This is a genomic window from Breoghania sp. L-A4 (genome assembly GCF_003432385.1).
Taxonomy (GTDB): domain Bacteria; phylum Pseudomonadota; class Alphaproteobacteria; order Rhizobiales; family Stappiaceae; genus Breoghania.
In genome coordinates, this window is the sequence record NZ_CP031841.1 from 750746 (window position 1) to 772968 (window position 22223).

General features: G+C 64.2%; 17 protein-coding genes and 1 pseudogene. 12 read left to right on the forward strand and 6 right to left on the reverse strand.

What is annotated here, in order from left to right; genetic code table 11:
- The first annotated feature begins 3 nt into the window (after nt 1–3).
- The 4 genes from D1F64_RS03585 to D1F64_RS03600 are packed head-to-tail and all read left to right on the forward strand — an operon-like array spanning nt 4 to nt 3249.
- The gene (locus D1F64_RS03585; protein WP_117411303.1) at nt 4–312 is read left to right on the forward strand and encodes a DUF2849 domain-containing protein; all 309 of its coding nucleotides are present in this window, start codon (nt 4–6) and stop codon (nt 310–312) included.
- A 17-nt stretch (nt 313–329) separates the two neighbouring features.
- Nucleotides 330–1988, forward strand: coding sequence for a nitrite/sulfite reductase (locus D1F64_RS03590; protein ID WP_117411304.1), 1659 nt, complete (start codon nt 330–332; stop codon nt 1986–1988).
- The gene (locus tag D1F64_RS03595; RefSeq protein ID WP_117411305.1) at nt 1975–2736 is read left to right on the forward strand and encodes a phosphoadenylyl-sulfate reductase; all 762 of its coding nucleotides are present in this window, start codon (nt 1975–1977) and stop codon (nt 2734–2736) included. Before D1F64_RS03590 ends, D1F64_RS03595 begins: the two co-directional genes overlap by 14 nt.
- A gap of 3 nt (nt 2737–2739) precedes the next feature.
- Nucleotides 2740–3249: a DUF934 domain-containing protein gene (locus D1F64_RS03600; RefSeq protein WP_117411306.1), complete on the forward strand. Its 510-nt coding sequence runs from the start codon at nt 2740–2742 to the stop codon at nt 3247–3249.
- Nucleotides 3250–3290: 41 nt separating this feature from the next.
- Here D1F64_RS03600 and D1F64_RS03605 read toward each other — a convergent pair whose 3' ends face one another.
- The 5 genes from D1F64_RS03605 to D1F64_RS03625 all read right to left on the reverse strand — a co-directional run bounded on the left by D1F64_RS03605 (nt 3291) and on the right by D1F64_RS03625 (nt 10082).
- On the reverse strand, nt 3291–4598 hold the full coding sequence (locus tag D1F64_RS03605) for a diguanylate cyclase (protein ID WP_117411307.1): 1308 nt from the start codon (nt 4596–4598) through the stop codon (nt 3291–3293).
- Between the two features lie 369 nt (nt 4599–4967).
- Complete coding sequence (locus tag D1F64_RS03610) at nt 4968–6254, reverse strand: FAD-binding oxidoreductase (RefSeq protein WP_117411308.1); 1287 nt, start codon at nt 6252–6254, stop codon at nt 4968–4970.
- A gap of 3 nt (nt 6255–6257) precedes the next feature.
- Complete coding sequence (locus D1F64_RS03615; protein WP_117411309.1) at nt 6258–7640, reverse strand: aspartate aminotransferase family protein; 1383 nt, start codon at nt 7638–7640, stop codon at nt 6258–6260.
- Between the two features lie 147 nt (nt 7641–7787).
- Nucleotides 7788–9173: a glutamine synthetase family protein gene (locus D1F64_RS03620; protein ID WP_117411310.1), complete on the reverse strand. Its 1386-nt coding sequence runs from the start codon at nt 9171–9173 to the stop codon at nt 7788–7790.
- A gap of 132 nt (nt 9174–9305) precedes the next feature.
- Nucleotides 9306–10082 carry a GntR family transcriptional regulator gene (locus D1F64_RS03625; protein ID WP_205470640.1) on the reverse strand — a complete coding sequence of 259 codons (777 nt, stop codon included), beginning with the start codon at nt 10080–10082 and terminating at the stop codon, nt 9306–9308.
- Nucleotides 10083–10767: 685 nt separating this feature from the next.
- Here D1F64_RS03625 and D1F64_RS03630 point away from each other — a divergent pair.
- The 5 genes and pseudogenes from D1F64_RS03630 to D1F64_RS03650 all read left to right on the forward strand — a co-directional run bounded on the left by D1F64_RS03630 (nt 10768) and on the right by D1F64_RS03650 (nt 16253).
- Nucleotides 10768–11738: pseudogene (locus D1F64_RS03630) on the forward strand (glutamine synthetase).
- 242 nt (nt 11739–11980) lie between these two features.
- A complete protein-coding gene (locus D1F64_RS03635; RefSeq protein ID WP_248304741.1) occupies nt 11981–13012 on the forward strand; it encodes a polyamine ABC transporter substrate-binding protein in 1032 nt (343 codons plus the stop codon).
- A 108-nt stretch (nt 13013–13120) separates the two neighbouring features.
- On the forward strand, nt 13121–14281 hold the full coding sequence (locus D1F64_RS03640; RefSeq protein ID WP_117414399.1) for an ABC transporter ATP-binding protein: 1161 nt from the start codon (nt 13121–13123) through the stop codon (nt 14279–14281).
- A gap of 10 nt (nt 14282–14291) precedes the next feature.
- Complete coding sequence (locus D1F64_RS03645) at nt 14292–15218, forward strand: ABC transporter permease subunit (RefSeq protein WP_117411312.1); 927 nt, start codon at nt 14292–14294, stop codon at nt 15216–15218.
- A gap of 216 nt (nt 15219–15434) precedes the next feature.
- Nucleotides 15435–16253, forward strand: a complete 819-nt coding sequence (locus D1F64_RS03650) for an ABC transporter permease subunit (protein WP_117411313.1) — start codon at nt 15435–15437, stop codon at nt 16251–16253.
- 24 nt (nt 16254–16277) lie between these two features.
- Here the strand turns inward: D1F64_RS03650 and D1F64_RS03655 are convergent, their stop codons facing one another.
- Nucleotides 16278–17252, reverse strand: a complete 975-nt coding sequence (locus tag D1F64_RS03655; RefSeq protein WP_117414400.1) for a LysR substrate-binding domain-containing protein — start codon at nt 17250–17252, stop codon at nt 16278–16280.
- Nucleotides 17253–17455: 203 nt separating this feature from the next.
- Here D1F64_RS03655 and D1F64_RS03660 point away from each other — a divergent pair, with 203 nt between their 5' ends.
- The 3 genes from D1F64_RS03660 to D1F64_RS03670 all read left to right on the forward strand — a co-directional run bounded on the left by D1F64_RS03660 (nt 17456) and on the right by D1F64_RS03670 (nt 22219).
- Nucleotides 17456–18724, forward strand: a complete 1269-nt coding sequence (locus D1F64_RS03660; RefSeq protein ID WP_205470641.1) for an ABC transporter substrate-binding protein — start codon at nt 17456–17458, stop codon at nt 18722–18724.
- Between the two features lie 85 nt (nt 18725–18809).
- Nucleotides 18810–19688: a branched-chain amino acid ABC transporter permease gene (locus tag D1F64_RS03665; RefSeq protein WP_117411315.1), complete on the forward strand. Its 879-nt coding sequence runs from the start codon at nt 18810–18812 to the stop codon at nt 19686–19688.
- A complete protein-coding gene (locus tag D1F64_RS03670; RefSeq protein WP_117411316.1) occupies nt 19685–22219 on the forward strand; it encodes a branched-chain amino acid ABC transporter ATP-binding protein/permease in 2535 nt (844 codons plus the stop codon). Before D1F64_RS03665 ends, D1F64_RS03670 begins: the two co-directional genes overlap by 4 nt.
- The last annotated feature ends 4 nt before the right edge of the window (nt 22220–22223 follow it).

A 22223-nucleotide genomic window follows, 5' to 3' on the forward strand; every position in this document is an offset into this window, starting at 1 on the left:
AGAATGTCGCAGATCGTTACCGCGAACCGCCTTGGAGACGGCGAGGTCGTCTGGCTTGGAACAGGCGGGCAGTGGGTTGAAACCGTCGAGGCCGCTCAGATTCTGGATGACAAGGATGCGGTCGCCAGGGCGCTCGAGTTCGCTGCCGCCGCGGTGAAGGACCGGCTCATCGTCGAGCCCTATGAGATCGACGTCAGCCTGGAGGACGGCGCGATCGTGCCCGTGAAGCTGCGTGAGAAAATCCGCGCCAAGGGTCCGACCATCCGCGCCGATCTTGGCAAGCAAGCCGTCCGCTCGCGCGGCGCGGCATAACAAACAGGAGCGTTGCTATGTATCGTTACGATGAATTCGACGCCGAGTTTGTGTCTCAGCGCGTTTCCCAGTTCTCCGATCAGGTGCGCCGGCGGCTCGCGGGCGATCTGACCGAGGATCAGTTCAAGCCGCTGCGCCTGATGAACGGCGTTTACCTGCAGCTGCATGCCTACATGCTCCGCGTCGCCGTGCCCTATGGCACCATGTCGGGCGCGCAGATGCGCAAGCTGGCGCATATCGCGCGCACCTATGACCGCGGATACGGCCATTTCACCACCCGGCAGAACATCCAGTACAACTGGCCGCGGCTGGACGACGTGCCGGCGATCCTCTCCGAGCTCGCCGAAGTCGAGATGCACGCCATCCAGACCTCGGGCAACTGCATCCGCAACATCACGACGGACCATTTCGCGGGCGCAGCCGCCGACGAGATCGCCGATCCGCGGCCCTACGCCGAGATTCTGCGGCAGTGGTCGTCACTGCACCCGGAATTCTCGTTTCTGCCGCGCAAGTTCAAGTTCGCCGTCACCGGCGCGCCGCACGACCGCGCGGCCATTCAGGTGCACGACATCGGTCTGCAACTGACGCGCAACGACTCTGGTGAGATCGGCTTTGTCGTCTATGTCGGCGGCGGGCAGGGGCGTACGCCGATGATCGCGAAACAGGTGCGCGATTTTCTGCCCGAAGAGGACCTGCTGGCCTATTCGGAAGCGATCCTGCGCGTCTACAACCGCTACGGGCGCCGCGACAACAAGTACAAGGCGCGCATCAAGATCCTGGTTCATGAGACCGGCATCGACGAGCTGCGCAAGGATATCGAGGCGGAGTTCGAGAAGATCCGGCACGGCATCCTGAAGCTGCCGGACGAGGAAGTGCGCCGCATCGAGGCCTATTTCGCGCTGCCCGCGATGGACGCGGCGCCGGCGGTCAGCCCCGCGCTCGAGGCCAGGCGCGCCGCCAACCCGAGCTTCAACGCCTGGGTGAAGCGCAACACGCATCCGCACAAGGTCCCGGGCTATGTGTCCGTGACCGTGTCGCTCAAGCCCATCGGCGGTGTCCCCGGAGACGCCAGCGCCGCCCAGATGGATGCGATCGCCGATCTGGCCGAACGCCATGGCCACGACGAGATCCGCGTCAGCCACGAGCAGAACCTCGTGCTGCCCCATGTGGCGCTTGGAGATCTTGCGGCCGTCTACGACGCGCTGGCCGCAATCGAGCTGGCCGATGCCAATGTCGGGCTGGTCACCGATATCATCGCCTGCCCGGGGATGGACTATTGCGCGCTGGCCACCGCGCGCTCGATCCCCATTGCCCAGGAGATTTCCGAGCGTTTCGGCGATGACGCGCGGCAGCGGGACATCGGCGACCTGAAGATCAAGATCTCGGGCTGCATCAACGCCTGCGGCCATCACCACGTTGGCCACATCGGCATTCTCGGCGTCGACCGGAAGGGCGAGGAGCTCTATCAGATCACGCTCGGCGGGTCGGCGGACGAGAACTCCTCCATCGGCAACATCATCGGCCGCGGCTTTGCCGGCGACAAGGTCGTCGACGCCGTGGAGACGGTCGTCGACACCTATCTGAAGGTGCGCGAGAGCGATGGCGAACCATTCCTGACCGCTTACCGGCGCGTCGGGGATCAACCCTTCAAGGAGGCGCTTTATGGCTCCGCTTGACGCCGCAGCCGTCGCATTCGATCCCGAAAACGCAGTCCACGCCGAGGCGCGGGCCCTGAACGCGACCTACGAAGGGCTTGGCACCGTGGCGATGCTCGACGCGCTGCTGCACGAGGTCTATCCCGGCCGCATCGCGCTGGTCTCCAGTTTTGGCGCGGAATCGTCGGTGCTCCTGCACCTGATTTCACAGGCGGACAAGGCGGCGCCGATCCTGTTCGTCGACACGCAGAAGCTGTTCGGCGAGACCAAGCGCTATCGCGACATGCTCACGACGCGGTTTGGTCTGTCCGATGTGCGCACCATCGTGCCCGACGCAGGCGACGTTGCCGCGGCCGACGCGGATGGCGGACTGTGGATGCGCGACACCGACCGCTGCTGCCACATCCGCAAGGTGCTGCCGCTCGAGCGCGCGCTGGAAGGGTTTGACGCCTGGATCACCGGACGCAAGCGCTTCCAGAGCGCGACGCGCGCGCAGCTGACGCTGTTTGAGGCCGACGGCGAGCGCATCAAGGTCAATCCCCTGGCCAACTGGTCGGCGGAGGAGGTAAAGGCCTATGCCCTGAAGCACGATCTGCCGCCCCATCCTCTGGTGGCGCAGGGTTTTCTGTCGATCGGCTGCATGCCCTGCACCGAGCGGGTGCGTCCGGGCGAGGATGCGCGCGCCGGCCGCTGGCGCGGCACGGAGAAAGTCGAGTGCGGCATACATCTTCCCACTCACGGGCAGGAAGCGGACGGCAGCGGGATTTGAGCGATGAGTGACGTATTCAGAAACGGCCGCTTCGAGGCTGACGATTGGGTCCTGCTGGACGATGATGCCGATGTGCCCGCGGAAGGGGCGGCCTTCGTCTCGCTGGGCCGCTGGACGGCGGAGCGCGATGCGCTGGCGGGTCGCAACGCGCCGCTTGGCGTGGTGATCCGCGCCGGCGACAATGTCGAGGACATCGAAGCCGATGTCGGCCGGTTCTCCGCGATTGCCGTCGACTTTCCGAAGTTCACCGACGGCCGGGGATTTTCGTCCGCCCGTCTGCTACGCGAGGATTTCGGCTACACCGGCGAGATCCGGGCGATTGGCGATGTGCTGCTGGATCAGATTCCGCTGATGCGACGCTGCGGTGTCGACGCCTTCGACGTCGGCAACGAACCCACGCGGTCCGCGCTTGAGGACGGCACGATGCCGGAGGTCACGCTCTACTACCAGCCCGTGGGAACCGTGGCGGAAGTTCCCGCCGGAACGCGGCCCTGGGCGCGCAAACCCGCCTGAGCGGTTCGCCAGCGCCAATACGGGCCGCCGGCGTTGCCGTGTCAGGCCGGAAGCGCGGCGGATGCGGCGGCCGCTGTGCCGATGGTGAGCGTCCGGCTGTAGTCCGCGGCGGCCAGGCGATTGCGGCCCTGGTTCTTGGCGTCATACAGATGCGCGTCCGCAACCCGGATTGCCTCGTCCAGATCCGCCTCGACGCCGGAAGCCACGCCGATGCTCAGTGATATAGGCACCTCGGCACTGCGATAATCCAGCTTGCGCCTGGCGAAGCGGTCGTGCAGGCGCTGGCAGCGTTCGATTGCTTCCACCTGACTGCAGTCGGGCATCAGCAGGCAGAATTCATCGCCACCCTGCCGCACGGCGATCACATCGGCGGGCCCGGCCTCACGCAGATCGTCGGCCAGCAGCTTGATGATGCTGTCGCCCGCCTCGTGCCCGAAGCGATCGTTGATCTGCTTGAAACAGTCGATGTCGATCAGCGTGACCGTGGCGGGTCTGCCGTTCTTGCGGCAGACGTCGAAGACCTTCCGGCCTGCGTCGAAAAGGAAGCGCCGGTTGCGAAGCCCCGTCATGGCATCGCGGTTGGCTGCGTCCGTGAGTTCGGAGATCCGGTCGATCGTGTCCAGGTTCTGTCCGACGCGGAGCATGAACTCCTCCGGAGAGCAGGATTTCGACAGAAAGTCGTTGGCGCCGAATTTCAGGAACCGCGCCATGCTGGTCGGATTCTGGCAACTCGACAGCCCCATGACGGCGAGGCCGTCGGTTCCGCGCAGGTGACGAATTTCCTTCAGTAACTGGATGCCGTCCATATTCGGCATGATGTAGTCGAGCACCACGAGGCGGATGGCGGGATCGCGCTTGAGGACGGCGAGCGCGTCCGTCCCGCAGCTCGCAGTATGCACGGTCAGTTGCAGTCTCTTGAGCCGTTCCGCGATCATCCTCAGTTGCGTGGTGCTGTCGTCGACGACCAGCGTGCTCACGGACCGGTTCTTGCGCAGCCGGTGTACCAGCGCCTTGAGATAGCCGAGGCTCGCGGGACTGTCCTTGAGCACATAATCGACCACGCCCTTTTCGAGGATCCTGGTGCGGAGACCCTCGTCGTAGCGGCTTGAGAAGACGATTGTGGGAATCCGGGAGGAGACTGTCAGATCGACAATCTCGATGTCGTTGGTGTCGGGCAGTGTCAGATCGACAAGGGCGACGAAAATCTCGTTGCCACCATCCTCAAGAATGCGTTGCGCCTCGCGATAGGTCTTTGCGACAATGAGCTTGAAACCATCGGTTTTCCTGAAAAGCCGCGTGACGGCCTTCTCAAAAAAGCTTGTGTCTTCGACAAGCAGGATGGTTTCCATACTGAAATTCACACCTCGAGCGATGGTGCCGCAGCGGCTTGTGCCGCGTTGGCGGAAAGTGGCGAATAACGTAGCGATGTCCGTAGAATTACTCTGGTAATTACCCTAATGAATTACCCTTGGGTTAACGTGGCAAAATTTATCAATACACAACATACTAAGGAAAAGGCGGGAAATCACCGTAAGGTGTTGTAAAGAGGATGAAATGCGGCGCGCGGAGGCGATGGGGAAAAAACGGGCATGTTCCCGCCGCCACCAAAAGCCGCTTCCGGTCCCTGGAAATCGCGCCTGCCGTGGGCGGCGCCTCGACGGGCGCTTGCGCGGCGATTTGCGCGCCGGAAGGCCGGTGTGATCAAGGCAAATCGGGCGTCAAAGCCTGTCGCGCAGCGCGAACCAGCTCATGGCCAGCGCCAACGTCGGCCAGCGCAGCAGGGTGCCGCCGGGGAACGGCCGCATCGGCAGGCTTTCGAAGACGTCGAAGCGTTCGGCGTCGCCTGCCACCGCGTCGGCGATGACCCGGCCCGCGAAATTGGCGGTCGCGACCCCGTGTCCGGAATAGCCACAGGCGACATAGAGGCCTTTGCGCGGCCGCCGGAAATAGGGCATGCGGTTTGTGGTTACCGCCAGCGTGCCGCCCCAGGCGTATTCGATGCGCGCTTGCGACAGCTGGGGATAGATCTTCAGCATATGGTTGCGCACGAAAGCCGCGATGTCGGCGGGGAACCGGCTCGAATAGGTTTCACCGCCGCCAAACACCATGCGCCGGTCGGCCGTGAGCCGCCAGTAGTGGACCACGAAGCGCGAATCCGATGCCGCTTCGCGGCCGGGAATGAGCGCATCCGCCTCCGCTTCGCTGAGCGGCTCGGTCGCGAGAATGAAATTGTTGATCGGCATGACGCGCGCTTCGGTGGCCGGCTCCAGTCCCGCGAGATAGCCGTTGGCCGCAAGCACGACGGTATCGGCCTGCACTTCGCCTTGCGCGGTCGTGACGATCGCCGGGGACCCGTCACCGATCTTTGTGACGCCGGAAGTTTCGAAAATGCGTACGCCGGCGTCTTCCGCCGCCCGTGCCATGCCGAGGACGAAGTTCAGCGGGTGCAGATGCCCCGCGCCCGCGTCCCGGTAGCCGCCGTGATAGACATCGGTGCCGATGGCGCTCGCCAGCGCGTCTCGATCGAGCATCGAGATTTCGTCATAGCCGTAGTCGCGCGACAGCCGTTCGGCCGCCTCCTGCTCCTCTGCGACCCAGCCGGGCTTGTGCACGGCGTGAATCAGTCCCGGCATCCAGTCGCAGTCAATGGCGTGTTTGGCGATGCGGTCTTTGACGAGAGCCTTGGCCTCTTCGGCCATGCTCCAGAAACGCCGGGCGGTCTCCATTCCGCAGCGCTTCTCCAGCCAGTCCTGATCGCGGCGCTGGCCGGAGTGCAACTGTCCGCCGTTGCGGCCCGACGCGCCCCAGCCGATCCGTTCCGCTTCCAGCACGATGACCGAATAGCCGCGTTCCGCCAGATGCAGGGCGGTGGAGATGCCGGTGAAGCCGCCTCCGACCACGCAGACGTCCGCCCGCGTGGCGTCCTGCAGCGCGGGGCGCGGGGTGTCGCCCTTGGCGCTGGCGGCATAGAGGGAGGGTGCGTGTTGCCCGGCGGAGGCGCTCATGGTCTAGACGCGGCCCTGCTTCTTCAGATCCGCAAGGGTGTCGTCGAGGGTCTTCTCGGTGATGCGCACCAACTCGTCCGCTTCCTCGTGGCTGAGCACCAGCGGCGGCGCGATGATCATGCTGTCGCGCACCGCGCGCATTACCAGCCCGTTGGCGAAGGAATGGTCGCGGCACAGGGTGCCGACGCTTCCCACGGGATCGAATGTCGCGCCGCGCCCGCCCGGGGACAGTTCCAGCGCTCCGATCAGGCCGACCATGCGCGCGTCGCCCACCAAGGGGTGACCGATCAGCTCTTTCCACTTCGCCTGCAGATAGGGTCCGATGTCGTCGCGCACGCGCTCGACGAGTTTTTCCTCTTCCATGATGCGCAGGTTCTCGAGCGCCGCCGCGCAGCAGGCGGGGTGCCCGGAATAGGTGAAGCCGTGATAGAATTCACCCGCCTTGTTGATGATCACATCGGCCACCCGGTCGGCCACCATGACGCCGCCGATCGGCAGATAACCCGACGACAGGCCCTTTGCGATCGGCATCAGGTCCGGTGTGATGCCGAAATGGTCGGAGCCGAACCATGTTCCGAGCCGGCCGAACCCGCAGATCACCTCGTCGGCGACCAGCAGGATGTCGCGTTCCCTGCAAATGCGGGAGATTTCCGGCCAGTAGGTGGCCGGCGGAATGATCACGCCGCCGGCGCCCTGGATCGGCTCGGCGATGAAGGCCGCGACCTTGTCCTCGCCCAGGGCATCGATCGCCATTTCAAGCTCGCGCGCCGCCCACAGGCCGAAAGCGTCCTCATCCATGTCGCCGCCCTCGCCATACCAGTAGGGCTGGGCGATGTGATGGATGCCGGGAACGGTGCCGGCCTGCTGGTGCATGCCGCCCATGCCGCCGAGCGCGGCGCCCGCCAGCGTCGAGCCGTGATAGGCGTTGTGGCGCGAGATGATCACCGACTTCTCGGGCTTGCCCTGCAGCGCCCAATAGGTGCGCGCCATGCGCAGCACCGTGTCGTTGGCCTCCGAGCCCGAATTCGTGAAGAACACATGATTGAGGTGTGCCGGCGCCAGTTCGCTGAGCTTCTGCGCCAGCGCCACCACCGGCGGGTGCGTGGTCTTGAAGAAGGTGTTGTAGTACTCCAGTTCGCACATCTGGGCATGCACGACATCGGCGATTTCCTTGCGGCCGTGACCGATTTGCGAACACCACAGCCCGGCCATGCCGTCGAGAATCCGGTTGCCGTCGGAATCCCAAATCCAGCAACCCTCTCCCTTGACGATGACCCGGCTGCCTTCGGCGTTCAGCGCCTTGTGGTCGGAGAACGGATGCAGGTGGTGTTTCGCGTCGCTCTCGCGCAGGGCGCTTGTGGGATGAATGTTGGACACAACGTTCATGAGGCTCTCCAGGGACGGCGTATTGCGTGAAATTGGATACCGGGACGGCGGACGGACTGGCGTCGCCGGCTCGCGCTGGCGGGCCTTGCCTTGCCGGTTCTGCGGGCCGGTCCGTTTGGCGCGGCCCGGACGGGTTCGTGCGTGGCATCAGACGTTCAGCAGCAGATACTCGCGTTCCCAGGGGCTGATCACGCTCATGAACGTCTCGTATTCTTCCTGCTTGATGGCGCGGTAGGTGGCGACGAAGCGCTCGCCGAACACGTCTTTCATCTCGTCGCAGTTCTCGAACAGCGCCACGGCCTCTAGGATACCGCGCGGCAGCGCGTGCTGGATGTCGGAGGAATAGCTGCTGCGCGGATTGTCCGGCTGCAGCTTCTGCTCGATGCCGAGAAGTCCGCATGCCAGCGAGGCGGCGATAGCGAGATAGGGGTTGGCGTCCGACGAGGGCACACGGTTTTCAAGCCGCCGCGCGGCGGGCCCGGAATCGGGAACGCGCAGGCCGACGGTGCGGTTGTCCGGTCCCCAGAACAGGTTGACCGGCGAGGTCGTGTTGCGGGTGAAGCGGCGATAGGAGTTCACATAGGGCGCCAGGATGCAGGTCGCCTTCGACAGGAATTCCTGATGACCGGCGATAAAGCTCATGAATTCGGGCGTCGGCTCGCCGTGCGCATCGGAGAAGATATTGCGGCCGGTCTCCTTGTCGAGAACCGACTGATGGATATGCATCGCCGAGCCGGGCTGGTTGGACATCGGTTTGGCCATGAAGGTGGCGTAGATGTTGTGCCTGAGCGCCGCCTCGCGGATCGTGCGCTTGAACAGGAAAACCTGGTCGGCGAGCTCCAGCGGCTCGCCGTGACGCAGGTTGATCTCCATCTGCGCAGCACCCTCCTCATGGATCAGCGTGTCGATTTCCAGTCCCTGCGCTGCCGACAGGTCGTAGATGTCGTCGATGAGGTCGTCGAACTCGTTGAGCGCGGAGATCGAATAGGACTGACGGCCGACCTCGGGGCGTCCGGAGCGGCCGATCGGCGGCTCCAGCGGATAGTCGGGGTCCTTGTTGGGCTTGACCAGATAGAACTCGATCTCGGGCGCGACGATCGGCTGCCAGCCGTGTTTCTCGTAGCGCCGCAGAACGCGCTTGAGCACGTTGCGCGGCGCGGTTTCCATTTCCTCGCCGCTGCGCGTGAAGGTGTCGTGGATCAGTTGCGCGGTCGGATCGGTCTCCCAAGGCACCACTGACAGGGTCGAATAGTCAGGCTTGAACGACAGATCGCCGTCCGTGGGATTATGCTGGAAGCGGTCGTCGTCGGGCGGATAGTCGCCCGAGATCGTCTGCGCGAAGATCGACGCCGGCATGGTCATCACCGGGCCGGAGAAGAATTTCTCCGTCGGCATCATCTTGCCGCGCGCCACGCCGGCGAGATCCGGCACGATGCATTCGATGTCCTCGATGCCGCGCGAGCGCAGCCACGTGCGCGCTTCATCCTCGTTGGCGACTCCGCGGGAATATTCCTGGGCGCCCTGGCTGTCCATTGTCTCGCTCACGTTGGCTCCTGGGTACGGCGGCATGCGCCTTGCCGTAAATTGTGATCACATTTCGCGGAGTGTCAATCCGTGTTGGGACGCGTCTCCGCCTGCCTGCCGCGAACAACGCCCCCCGGCGCGTCAGGCCGCATCATCCGGTTTGCCCAACACACTGTGGCCGATGATGCCCATGCCGTCCCTTATATCGCATTCAATGGCGTGGCGCAGGCCTTCGCGATCGTTGCGCCGGATCGCGGCGATGGCTTCCTTGTGCATGTCCTGGACGACAAACGTCCCGACCCGCCCGTAAACGGTGCGCATGAACGGGGCGAACTGCAGCCAGACGGTTTCCACAAGCGGCAGCACCACCTCGGAGCCGGCCGCGCGGTAGATGCGGAAGTGGAAGGCGTGATTGAGCCGCATGTAGCTTTCGACGTCGCCGGTGCGCAGGCTTTCGTCAATGGCGTCGTCGATCTGGGTCAGATCGGCGGCTGCCGCCTTGTCCAGCGCGTCCAGCGCCAGCGCCGCGACATGCGGTTCCAGCAGAATGCGGGCATGCAGCAACTCGTCAAAGCGTTGCGCCGTCATGCGCGGCACGCGGATGCGTCCGTTGGGCTGCATGTCGAGCGCGTGGGCCGCGGCCAGCGCGCGCACGGCCTCGCGCACCGGCATGGGGCTGACACCCAGTTCCGCCGCCAGACCGCGCAAGGTGACCGGGTTGCCGGGAATGAACCGTCCGGTGAGCAGCGCTTCGCGCACGCTGGATTCCACGCGATCGCGCGTCACCGCGCGCTGGGTCCCGGCGGGCTGTGCCGTGGCGTGCCCGTCGGACGGCTGATCGTTTCGGGCGTGACCTTCCGGCTCCGGGCCTTCATCGGTCGCGGCCGACATGGTGTCATTTGGCGGGGTCTTGGTCACGGAACGGTTCGGCCCAGTTGACAGTCAACCCCATAACGTGATCACATTTCGGCCCAAACAGCAATCGCATGGTCGCGGTTTGCCGGTGTGGCGGGACCAGCGCCGGTCCGCCGGTGCGCTTGCCTTCCGCAATGCACGAACTGGAGCACGCGTTGGAGCATTTTATCCGCCGGAGCACTGGCCGCCTGAGTAGTGGCCGCCCGAGCACTGGCCGCAGGAACGCCGGCGTTGCGAGCATGGTCCGCGGGGACGCGCGATGACCCAGGTGACCACCGTCGCAAAGGGCTCTCCCGGTCGCCGCTTCAACGGACCCGACGCCGTCGAGCGCGACATCGTCGACCGGTTTTGTGCCGAGAATCCTGATCTCGACACGCTTGAAGTGATCCTGCCCGACACCAACGGCGTGCTGCGCGGCAAGTGGCTGCCCGGTTCGGGCTTGCCGAAGATCTTCAAGAGCGGCGTTGCGCTGCCCTTCTCGCTGTTCGGCCTCGACGTCTGGGGCCGCGAGGTCGAGGAAACCGGTCTGCACATCGAGACCGGCGACATGGACGCCATCTGCTGGCCGATGCTGGACACGCTGCAACTGGTGCCCTGGGCCGAGCGCAAGACCGCCCAGGTGCTGCTGTCGATGTACGACCGCGAGGGCAAGCCGTTCCCCATCGACCCGCGCCACGTGCTGGCGCGCATGTGCGACAGGCTGGCCGCCCACGACGTCACCGCGACCGCGGCGTTCGAGCTGGAATTCTATCTCTTCGAGGACAGCGGATCGGACGGCAAGCCGCCGCGGCCGCTGTTCTCCACGCATCTGGGGCCGGCGCGGCAGAACATGTACGCGCTGTCTGATCTCGAAGCCTTGCAGCCGCTGGTCGACGAGATCCGCCGCGGCGCGGAACAGCAGGAGATCGCCGCCGACGCCGCCGTCTCAGAGGCCGCCCCGGCCAGTTCGAGCTCAACCTGCACCACCGCACCGATCCGCTGGCCGCCGCCGACGACGCGGTGCTGCTGCGCCGGCTGGTGATCGGCGTCGCGCGCAAGCACGGGCTGAAGGCATCCTTCATGGCCAAGCCCTTTGTCGAATGGCCGGGCAACGGCATGCATGCACACGTCAGCCTGGAGAACGCCTCGGGCAACATCTTCGCGCATCCCGAAGACGGTGAGCGGCGGCTGGGCCACGCCATCAACGGGTTGCTGGACACGATGCAGGAGTCTTTGCTTCTGTATATTTCGACCTTCAACGGTTTCCGCCGCATGCAGCCGGGGTCCTATGCGCCCACGTCGCTGACATGGGGGCACGACAACCGCTCGGTCGCCGTGCGGGTTCCGGCCGGAGATCCAGGATCGCGGCGGATCGAGCATCGCATCGCAGGCGCCGACGCGAACCCCTATCTCGCGCTGACCGGCATTCTGGCGGGCATCCTCGAGGGTCTGGACAAGAAGCAGGATCCGCCGCCGCCGACCAAGGGCAATGCCTATGAGGTGAAGGCCAAGCGCCTGACGCCCTGGATGGACGAGGCGATCGATGCGTTTGAGGATTCCGAGCGCATGAAGGAGGCCGTCGGCGAGGACATGCACAAGACGCTGACGGCGATCAAGCGCGAGGAACTGGCGTCATTCGGGCGCGAGATATCGAATCTGGAACGGGAAACATATCTGTGACGCATGCAGCGGATTCCCTGCGAACAAGAGCAATCATGCCGGGCAGAGACGTTGTGAACGAGAGGGTTCGCCTTTAACCTCATGTCGGGCCATGAGGTGGGCTTTCGCAAGCGAAAGCCTGGCGCAATAAACATCACCAGGCTGAGATTGGGAGCATGAAAATGCGAGGCATTGTCTTTTCAACCGCGGTGGCGATCGCCGCTCTGACAGGGTCGGCGCTGGCGCCGTTCACGGCGCCCGCCATGGCGCAGGAGCGTATCGTCAATGTCTTCAACTGGTCGGACTATATCGACGAGTCGATCCTTGAGGACTTCACCAAGGAGACCGGCATCAAGGTCGTCTACGACGTCTTCGATTCCAACGAGGTGCTGGAGACCAAGCTGCTCGCCGGCGGCACGGGCTACGACATCGTGGTGCCCACGGGCACCTTCCTCGGCCGCCAGATCTCGGCCGGCGTGTTCCAGAAGCTCGACAAGTCCAAGCTGCCGAATCTGGAGCACATGTGGAAGGACATCGAGCAGCGCCTTCTCAAATACGACCCGGGCAATGAGCACGCCATCAACTACATGTGGGGCACCACCGGCATCGGCTACAACGTCGGGAAGGTCAAGGAAATCATGCCCGACGCCCCCGTCGACAGCTGGGACATGATCTACAACAAGGACGTGGTCTCGAAGTTCGCCGATTGCGGCATCTTCGTGCTGGACACGCCGGAAGAGATGATCCCTTCGGCGCTCAACTACCTCGGCCTCGATCCGGATTCCAACGCCACGGAGGACATCGAGAAGGCCGGCGAGCTGCTGGCTTCGATCAGCCCCTATATCCGCAAGTTCCATTCGTCCGAATACATCAACGCGCTGGCCAATGGCGACATCTGCCTCGCCGTCGGCTGGTCCGGCGATGTGCTGCAGGCGCGTGACCGCGCGGCCGAAGCCGACAACGGCGTGACGGTGGAATACTCCATCCCCAAGGAAGGCGCGCTGATGTGGTTCGACAACATGGCGATCCCGGCCGACGCCAAGCATGTCGAAGAGGCGCATGAGTTCCTCAACTACATCATGCGCCCTGAGGTCATCGCCAAGGCCTCCAACTACGTCTTCTACGCCAACGGCAACAAGGACAGCCAGCCGCTGCTCGACAAGGAAGTGCTCGAGGATCCGGCCATCTATCCGACCGATGAGACGGTGAAGAAGCTTTACACCGTCTCGACCAAGCCGCCCAAGGTCAGCCGGATCCAGAACCGCGTCTGGACGAAGGTGAAGAGCGGAACCTGATCGATCGGCACGGCCCGGGCAGACGATCTGCCCGGGCCTTTTTGATCGCCCGGATCGTGTCGATTGATAAGGCCACCAGGCGTGGGCGTCGTTGTTGCGGGGGTAACGTTGAGCAAGAAACCGATCGGACCGATCCGGCGAACATTCGCCCCTTGGGAGGACCCGCAGGCGCGGCCCTTCATCGAGTTCCGGAACGTGACCAAGCGTTTCGGAACGTTCACGGCCGTCGACAATCTGTCGCTGACAATCTATGAGCGCGAGTTTTTCGCGCTGCTCGGGGGCTCTGGCTGCGGCAAGACCACCCTGATGCGCATGCTGGCCGGCTTCGAGGCGCCCACCGAGGGCGAGATCCTGCTCGAAGGCCAGTCGCTTACCGGTGTGCCGCCCTACCGGCGCCCGGTGAACATGATGTTCCAGTCCTATGCGCTGTTTCCGCATATGACGGTGGAGAACAACATCGCCTTCGGGCTGAAACAGGATGATCTCTCCAAGGACGAAATTGCTGAGCGGGTCGCGGAAATGCTGCGGCTGGTGAAGCTTGAGCCCTTCGCCAAGCGCAAGCCGCACCAGCTCTCCGGCGGCCAGCGCCAGCGTGTGGCGCTGGCCCGCTCGCTCGCCAAGCGCCCCAAGGTCTTGCTGCTTGATGAGCCGCTCGCGGCGCTCGACAAGAAGCTGCGCGAGGAAACCCAGTTCGAGTTGACGGATCTGCAATGCGACCTGGGCATGACCTTCGTGATCGTCACCCACGACCAGGAAGAGGCGATGACGGTTGCCGACCGCATCGCGGTGATGGACGCGGGCGGCCTCGTTCAGGTGGCGCCGCCCTCGGAGATCTACGAGGGCCCGAACTCCCGCTTCGTCGCCGACTTCATCGGCGACATCAATCTCATCGAGGCGACGGTGACCGAGACCTCGGGATCCGGCACGACGCTCAAGGGCGCCTCGTTGCCGGTCGACCTGCGGGTCTCGCAGTCAACAGACGCCAAGGCCGGCGACACGGTGTGGTTCGCGATCCGGCCCGAAAAGATTGCCATCAGCACGGTGACGCCGGACGAGGCCGTCGTCCCGGGCGTGAACGCCGTCTCCGGCGAAGTCTGGGATATCGCCTACTTCGGCGATGTTTCGACCTATCACTGCCGCATCGCCGAGCGCGAGACGCTGCGCTCGACGGTCGCCAACGCGACCCGGCTTGTCGAGCGGCCGATTTCATGGGACGACCGCATCCGGCTTTCCTGGAGCGCGGACGCCGGCATCATCCTGACGCGGTGAGGGGGGCGAGATGAAATCCACATTGCTGGCCCTGCGCGCACGGTTTCTCGGCCGATGGGCGCTGATTTCGGTGCCCTTCGCCTTTCTGCTGTTTTTCTTCCTCGTGCCCTTCGTGATCGTCGTCAAGATCTCCCTGTCGCAGATCGCGGTCGCCATGCCGCCCTATCTGCCGACCATCGATCTGGCGGAGGGCTGGCAGAGCATTCGCGATGCGTTCTCGGCATTCTCGCTGGAAAACTATGTCTGGCTGACGGAGGATGACCTCTACTGGAGATCCTATCTCTCCAGTGTGCGGATCGCCGGAATCTCGACGCTGATCACGCTGCTCATCGGCTACCCGCTGGCCTATGGCATGGCGCGGGCGCCGCGTGAATGGCGGCCGACGCTGCTGATGCTGGTGATCCTGCCGTTCTGGACGTCGTTCCTCATCCGCGTCTATGCGTGGATCGGCATCCTCAAGAACGAGGGCCTGCTGAACCAGTTGCTCTTGTGGCTGGGCGTCATCGACGAGCCGCTGATCATCCTGAACACCAACACGGCCGTCTACGTCGGCATCGTCTATTCGTATCTGCCGTTTCTCGTCCTGCCGCTGTTCGCGACGCTGGAAAGGCTCGACGGCGCCTTGCTCGAGGCGGCCGAGGACCTCGGCTGTCCGCCCTGGAAAGCGTTTTGGAAAATCACGGTTCCGCTGTCGATGCCCGGCGTCATCGCCGGATGTTTTCTGGTGTTCATTCCGGCGGTGGGCGAGTTCGTCATTCCCGACCTGCTCGGCGGATCGGAAACGCTGATGATCGGCAAGACATTGTGGGTGGAATTCTTCGCCAACCGGGACTGGCCGGTCTCCTCCGCCGTGGCCGTGGTGCTGCTGCTGCTTCTGGTGGTGCCGATCGTCCTGTTCCAGAACCAGCAGCAGAAGCTTGCGGAGCGCGACAAATGAGGACCCGTATGGCCCGTTTGTCCCTCTCCCCCCTTGAGGGGGAGATTTCGGCGCAGCCGACAGAGGGGGGAAGCGGCAGGCTCAGAGTTCGTGGCTCACCCCCTCTGTCCCCTTCGGGGACATCTCCCCTCAAGGGGGAGAGGGGAGCAAGGCACGTCATGCGCGGCACTCCGCGGTGATCCGCAGCTCCATCGCATTGCAGGACGAGTTCCGCTCATGAACAAGGGACCGAGCTGGTTCAACATCACCTCGATCGTGCTGGGGTTCTCCTTCCTCTATCTGCCGATCGTGCTGCTGGTCATCTTCTCCTTCAACGAGTCGCGGCTTGTCACGGTGTGGGGCGGCTTCTCCACCAAGTGGTACGTCGAGATGCTGAGCAATCAGCAGCTTCTCGACTCGGCCTGGGTCACGCTGCGGGTCGCCGCGGCCTCGGCGACCATCGCCACGATCCTGGGGACGCTTGCGGCGCTGGTGCTGGCGCGCGCGGGCCGGTTTCTGGGGCGCTCGCTGTTTTCAGGCATGGTCTATGCGCCGCTGGTGATGCCCGACGTGATCCTCGGTCTGTCGCTGCTCCTGCTGTTTGTCTCCATGGGGCAGGACCGGGGCTTCTGGACCGTGACGCTGGCTCATATCACCTTTTCCATGTGCTATGTCGCCGTCGTCGTGCAGTCGCGCCTCGTGGGGTTTGACCGTTCGCTCGAGGAAGCCTCGCTCGATCTGGGCTGCCCGCCGGTAAAGACCTTCTTCCTGATCACGCTGCCGCTGATCCTGCCGGGAGTCGTCGCCGGCTGGATGCTGGCGTTCACCCTGTCGCTCGATGATCTGGTGGTTGCCAGCTTCACGACGGGCCCCGGCGCCACCACCCTGCCGATGAAGATCTACAGCCAGGTGCGCCTTGGCGTCACGCCCGAGATCAATGCGGTGTGCACGGTGCTGGTGGTGCTGGTGACCATCGGCGTGATCATCGCCTCGCTTGCCACCAAGCGGCGCGAGGTCGTCCGCCAGCGCGACGAACGGCTGGCGAACGCGCTTTAGTCAGCACCAAAGCCACGCCGCCGCCTATTCCGCGGCGACCCCATGCGGCAGGGTCTGCGCGGGCACGATCGTCTCGAAGCCCGACCATTCGTTGCTCTCGAGCAGTTCGCGCACGGTCTCCTTCAGCTCTGCCGCGACAATGGCGCCGGCGGTGGTCAACCGGTCCTCGGGCAGCGAGTAGAGGAAATTGCGGCGCCGGAAGCGCACGTCGGAGAAGGACAGGGCGCGCCATTTCCGGCCGCGTGCCGCCTCGTGCATGATGGCGCCCGTCGGCTTGATCGTCGCGCCGATGTCGTCGTAGACGCAGTTCATCAGCAGCGACAGGGAATCGATCTCGGCGACGACATTGGTCGTCAGCCCCTTGTTCTCGAATTCCGCGACGATGCGCTGACGCAGGCCGTGGGAGCTGGTGGGCAGGATCAGCGGCAGGGCCGCGGCCTCGCTGACGCTGAGGCATTTGCGGCGCGGCGGCACCAGTTTGCTGTGTTTGGGCAGCATCACGAAAAGCTCTTCGATCAGCAACGGCTCGATGACCAGATCCGGCGCCACGTCGCCGCTGAACAGCACGGCGAGGTCGAGCTGTCCGAGCCGGATGAGCTGGCCGATATGACCGCTCATCGCCTCGACCACATTCAGCAGGATGCTCGGATAGCGTTCGCGGATCCGCCGCACCAGCGGCAGGCCGATGGCCGCCACGGTGGTCGCGGGCAGGCCGATGGTCACCATGCCCTCGATGGCGCCCGATCCGCTGCGGGCGATCGACAGCGCCTGATCAAGCTGACGCAGCATGTATTGCGCGTGATGATACAGCGCCTGGCCGTTTTCCGTCGGGCTGACGCCCTTCGACGAGCGGTGCAGCAGCGGCTTGCCGATCTGGTCTTCAAGCTTGGCGATCTGCTGGCTGAGCGCCGGCTGGGCGACGTGCAATTGCCGCGAGGCCTTTGACAGGCTGCCGCATTCCACGATCTGCACGAAGTAGCGAAGTTGTCTGATGTCCATGGCGCGCGACCTGATCATACCGCTGGCTATAAGTCCAGCTTATAGCCAATCTCTCTATTTCGTATTTCCGCTCAGGCCAACGCCTTTCTACAGTCGGCCCACAGCGGCCATTCGTCCGCCCATGGGGGCTGGCCGCATTCATCGCGCAAATGACAAGAAGCACAAGGCGACCCGCGCGACTGACGATCAAGGGAGGATACGACATGAAGAAAGATACGCCCGAATTGGGCAACACCGCGGGACAGTTCAGCCGCCGCAGCGCCATGAAATTCGGCGCCGCCGGGCTGGCAGCGACGACGACGCTGGGGTTTCCCAACATCTTGCGGGCGCAGTCCGACGTCATCAAGATCGGCCATCTGACGCCGAAGACCGGGTTTCTCGGCGCGCTCGGCGAATACGCCACGCTCGGCATCCAGCTCGCCGTTGACCAGATCAACGATGCCGGCGGCGTGAACGGCAAGATGCTGGACATGATCAGCGAGGACTCGATCAATCCGGACACGGCCACCACCAAGGCCCAGCGCATGATCGAGCGCGACAACGTCGATTTTCTGATCGGCGAGATCAGCTCGGCCTCCGCTTTGGCGATTTCCCAGGTCGCGGCGCGCAACGAGAAGCTGTTCATCGCGGTCGGACCGCGCTCGGACGTGCTGCGCGGCAAGAGCTGCAACAAGTATATGTTCTGCACCGACATCCCCAACACGGTGATGGTCAATGCGGTCGGCGGCGCGCTGAAGCGCGAGGGCATGGTCGACGGCAAGAAGTTCATGACGCTGACGGCCGATTACGTCTTCGGCCACGACCTTCTCTCGGCGGCGAAGAATTTCTTCGACGCCAACAACGCCACGCTCGTCGCCGACGAGCTGGTTGCCACCGATGTCACCGACTTCAGCCCATTCCTGATCAAGGTGCGCCAGACCCAGCCGGACGTGGTCTGCCTGAACCTGGCGGGCAATCAGGTGACGAATTTCGTCAAGCAGTACGCCGAATTCGGCCTGCCGTTCCCGACCGTCGGCTTCAACCTGAACACCGCGGACGCCTGGGCTGCCGGCGTCGGTAACCTCAGCGGAACCTGGCCGACCCCGTGGTACGACACGGTCGATACGGACGGCACCCGCGCTTACGTGTCCTCGTTCAAGGAGGCCTACGGCAAGCTGCCGGAGAACCACTCCTGGATCTCCTATGTCGCCATGAACATCATGGCCAAGGCGATGGGCGACACGAAGTCCGCGGCGACACCCGATCTCATCGAGTATCTGGAATCGGGCGCCAAGTTCGACCTGCTGAAGGGCCGCGAGGGCTACTTCCGCAAGGGCGATCATCAGCTGATCCAGGATGCCTACGCCTTCACGGTCGACGGAAACGCGGAAAACGAGCACGACATGATCGTTCTCGGCGATGCGGTTCCCGATCCGGACGAAGATCTTGAGGTGATCTTCCCGACCGTCGAACAGAACGGCTGTACGCTCTAACCGGCCGCACAGTCGCGCCGTCGGGCGCATCCGTGTCTCAGCGCTGCCGCGTCATGCGGCAGCGCCTTCCAAAACTGGATTGACAATGCAAATCGTCTTCTTGCTTGAGCAGGTGGTCAACGGACTTGTGCTCGGTGGCTATTACCTGCTGATCGCGCTCGGCCTGTCGCTGATCTTCAGCGTCGGCGGCATCGTCAACCTGGCGCATGGCGCCTTCTACGCGTTGGGCGCCTATCTCGCCGTCACCGTTGGCCGGTACACCGGTTTCGCGCCGTCGATCATCATATCGCCGATTCTGGTCGGGTTTCTCGGCCTGTTCTTCGAACGCTTCATCCTGCGGCGGTTCTACCGCGAAGATCCCATTCTCAGCCTTCTGGTCACCTTCGGGCTCGCGATGGTCGCCGAACAGGCGATCCGCATGATCTGGGGCGCGGCCCCGCTTCCCGCGTCGATGCCCGCCGAGATCCGCGGCCCGGTCATCGTCGGCGATTTCCTGTTCTCCAAGTACCGGCTGCTGATGCTCGCCATCGTCGCGGTGGTGCTGACCGGCATCTGGCTGCTGCTCAACAAGTCGTCCTTCGGCCGCGTCGTGCGCGCCGGCATCCAGCAACCGGACATGGTCGCCGCGCTGGGTATCCGGCTGCAGCCGTATATGTCGACCGTGGTCGCGCTCGGCGTCGGCATCGCTGCTCTGGGCGGGGCGCTGTTCGCGCCGATCACCATCGTGCATCCCGCGATGGGCTCGGAGATCATCACGGTCGCCTTCGTCGTCGTGATCATTGGCGGTCTCGGCAGTTTCTGGGGCGTCATCGCCGCGGCCCTGCTGGTCGGCGTCGTCCGCGGCATCACCATCCACTTCGTTCCGGCCGCCGGAGAGGCGTCCATGTACGTGCTGATGTTCCTGGTGCTGCTGTTGCGGCCGCGCGGACTGCTCGGCGAATCCATAGAGAAATTCGAAAAATGACCGTGTCCCCGCTTGCAAAATACCAGCCGCTTCTGATCGGAGCCGTGGCGCTGATCCTGCTGCCTGTGCTGATGCCGCTGATCGGCTTGACGGTGAACACGGCGACCGTCGTGGTGTTTCTCACGATCGCCGTGCTCGGGCTCAACATGATGATGGGATACACCGGCCTGGTGTCCTTCGGCCACGGCGCCTGGTTTGGCGTCGGCGCCTATGCCGCGGCCATCGCCCAGCGCACCTGGTTCAACGACCAGATCATCGTTCCGATCCTCTTCGCCATGGTCTTTGTCGGCCTGGTGTCGGCGGTCGTCGGCGCGCTGATGCTGCGCCGGCGCGGGGTCTATTTCGCGCTGATGACCCTGGCCCTGTCCGCGCTGACCTACACGATCTCGTTCCGCTGGACGGCGATGACCGGCGGCGAGGACGGGCTTGGCGGATTGCAGCGTGGCACATTGTTTGGCATCGATCTCGACAATGCTGTGGCCTACTACGCCTTTGTCGCCGTTGTCGCTCTCGGCGTGCTCTACGTGCTGTTGCGCGTCACCCGCTCGCCCTTCGGCCATGTGCTGGTCGCCATCCGCGAAAACCAGGAGCGCGCGACGTTCCAGGGCTATTCGGTGCAGCGCTACAAGCTGGGCGTCTTCGTGCTGTCGTCGATGATCACCGCATTGGCCGGTGCGCTCTCGGGGTTCCAGCATTATCTCGTCACGGCGGAAGCGACCTCGGTGGAGATGTCCGGCGAACTGCTGGCGATGGTTGTCATCGGCGGGATGCACAACATCCTCGGCCCGGCGATCGGCGTCGTCTTCTACATCGTCTTCCGCGAGATGTTCTCCATCTGGACGGGCAACTGGCTGTTCTGGTTCGGGCTGATCTTCGTGGCCTTCGTGATGTTCTCGCCCGGCGGGCTGGTCGGCATCTGGGGGCTCGTGAAGCGCTGGCTGCGGCCGCCGCCGGAGGAAGCCGCCGCCATGAGCCGCCGCAAGATCTATGACGGCTTGCCACTGCCCGGGTTCCTGTCGCCTGAACCCAGCACCGGACCGGTGCTGGAAGTCGACGGCATCGTCAAGAATTTCGGAGGCTTCCGGGCGGTCGACAACGTCGCGCTTCAGGTCAACAGCGGACGGATTCATGCGCTGATCGGACCCAATGGCGCGGGCAAGACCACCACGTTCAATCTGATCTCCGGCATGTTCGAGCCCAACGCGGGAACCGTGCGGTTGAACGGCAAGACCATCAGTGGTCTGTCGCCGAACCAGATCACCGGAAGAGGTCTGGCGCGCTCGTTCCAGATCACCAATCTGTTTGACGGGCTCACGATCTACGAGAACCTGCGCCTTTCGATCCAGGCCCAGCACGCGAGCCGTTACAACATCTGGCGGGACGCCGACAGCTTCGATGACATTCATGCTCAGACGGCGGAACTGATGAAGTTCCTCGGGCTCGAAGGCATCGAGGACATCAAGAGCGGCGATCTGTCCTATGGCGGCCAGCGTCTGGTCGATCTTGGCATTGCGCTCGCCTGCAAGCCGCAGGTGTTGCTGCTCGACGAGCCTCTCGCCGGCCTTGCGGCGGCTGAACGCGAGCGAGTTTCCAGCCTCGTGGAGCGGGTTGCGGACAACATCCCGGTGCTCATTGTCGAGCACGATCTCGATCGCGTTCTGGCTCTGTCGCACGAGGTCACGGTGATGAACCAGGGCTCCGTGCTGATGTCGGGCTCGCCGGATGAGGTGCGCGCCGACCGCAAGGTGCAGGAGATCTACACCGGCACCGGGACGCCTCCGGTCACTGGCCGCGTCACCGGCCGCGACGAAACCGCCCCGCCGGTGCTGCAGGTCGACAAGCTCAACACCTTCTACGGCAAGAGCCACATCCTCAACGACGCCTCGCTCAACATCCGCGAGGGTGAGATCGTGGCGCTTCTGGGCCGCAACGGCGCGGGCAAGTCGACCCTGCTCAAGAGCCTTTCCGGTCTCGTGCCGGCGGCGTCCGGCAGCATCCTGTTTTCAGGCCATGAACTCGCCGGCATGGCCGCCCCCGACATAGCCCGCCTCGGCGTCGGCTACGTGCCGCAGGGACGCGGTGTGTTCTCCGGCATGAGCGTCGCCGACAATCTCGCGCTCGGCCGCATTGCGCGGGACACCGACGGCAGCCGCGGCGTCGCCTGGAGCGAGGAGCATATCCTGGAGATGTTCCCCAGGCTGCGCGAGCGTTTCAACACCCCGGCCGATTATCTGTCCGGCGGGGAGCAGCAGATGCTGGCCGTGGGGCGCGCCCTGTCGGGCAACGTCAGCCTGCTGCTGCTCGACGAGCCCTTCGAGGGCCTGGCCCCGGCGATCGTCGAGGAGCTCTTCACGGTTTTCGACCAGCTACGCCGGGAACTGCCGATCCTGATCGTGGAGCACAATCTGGATCTGGTGCTGGCGCTGGCCGATCGGGTTTTCGCGCTGGAGCGCGGCGCGGTGTTCCACGAGGGGCCGGCGGAAGCGCTGCTGGCCGATCTGGACTACCGCAAGGAAATTCTCTGGCTCTGATTTC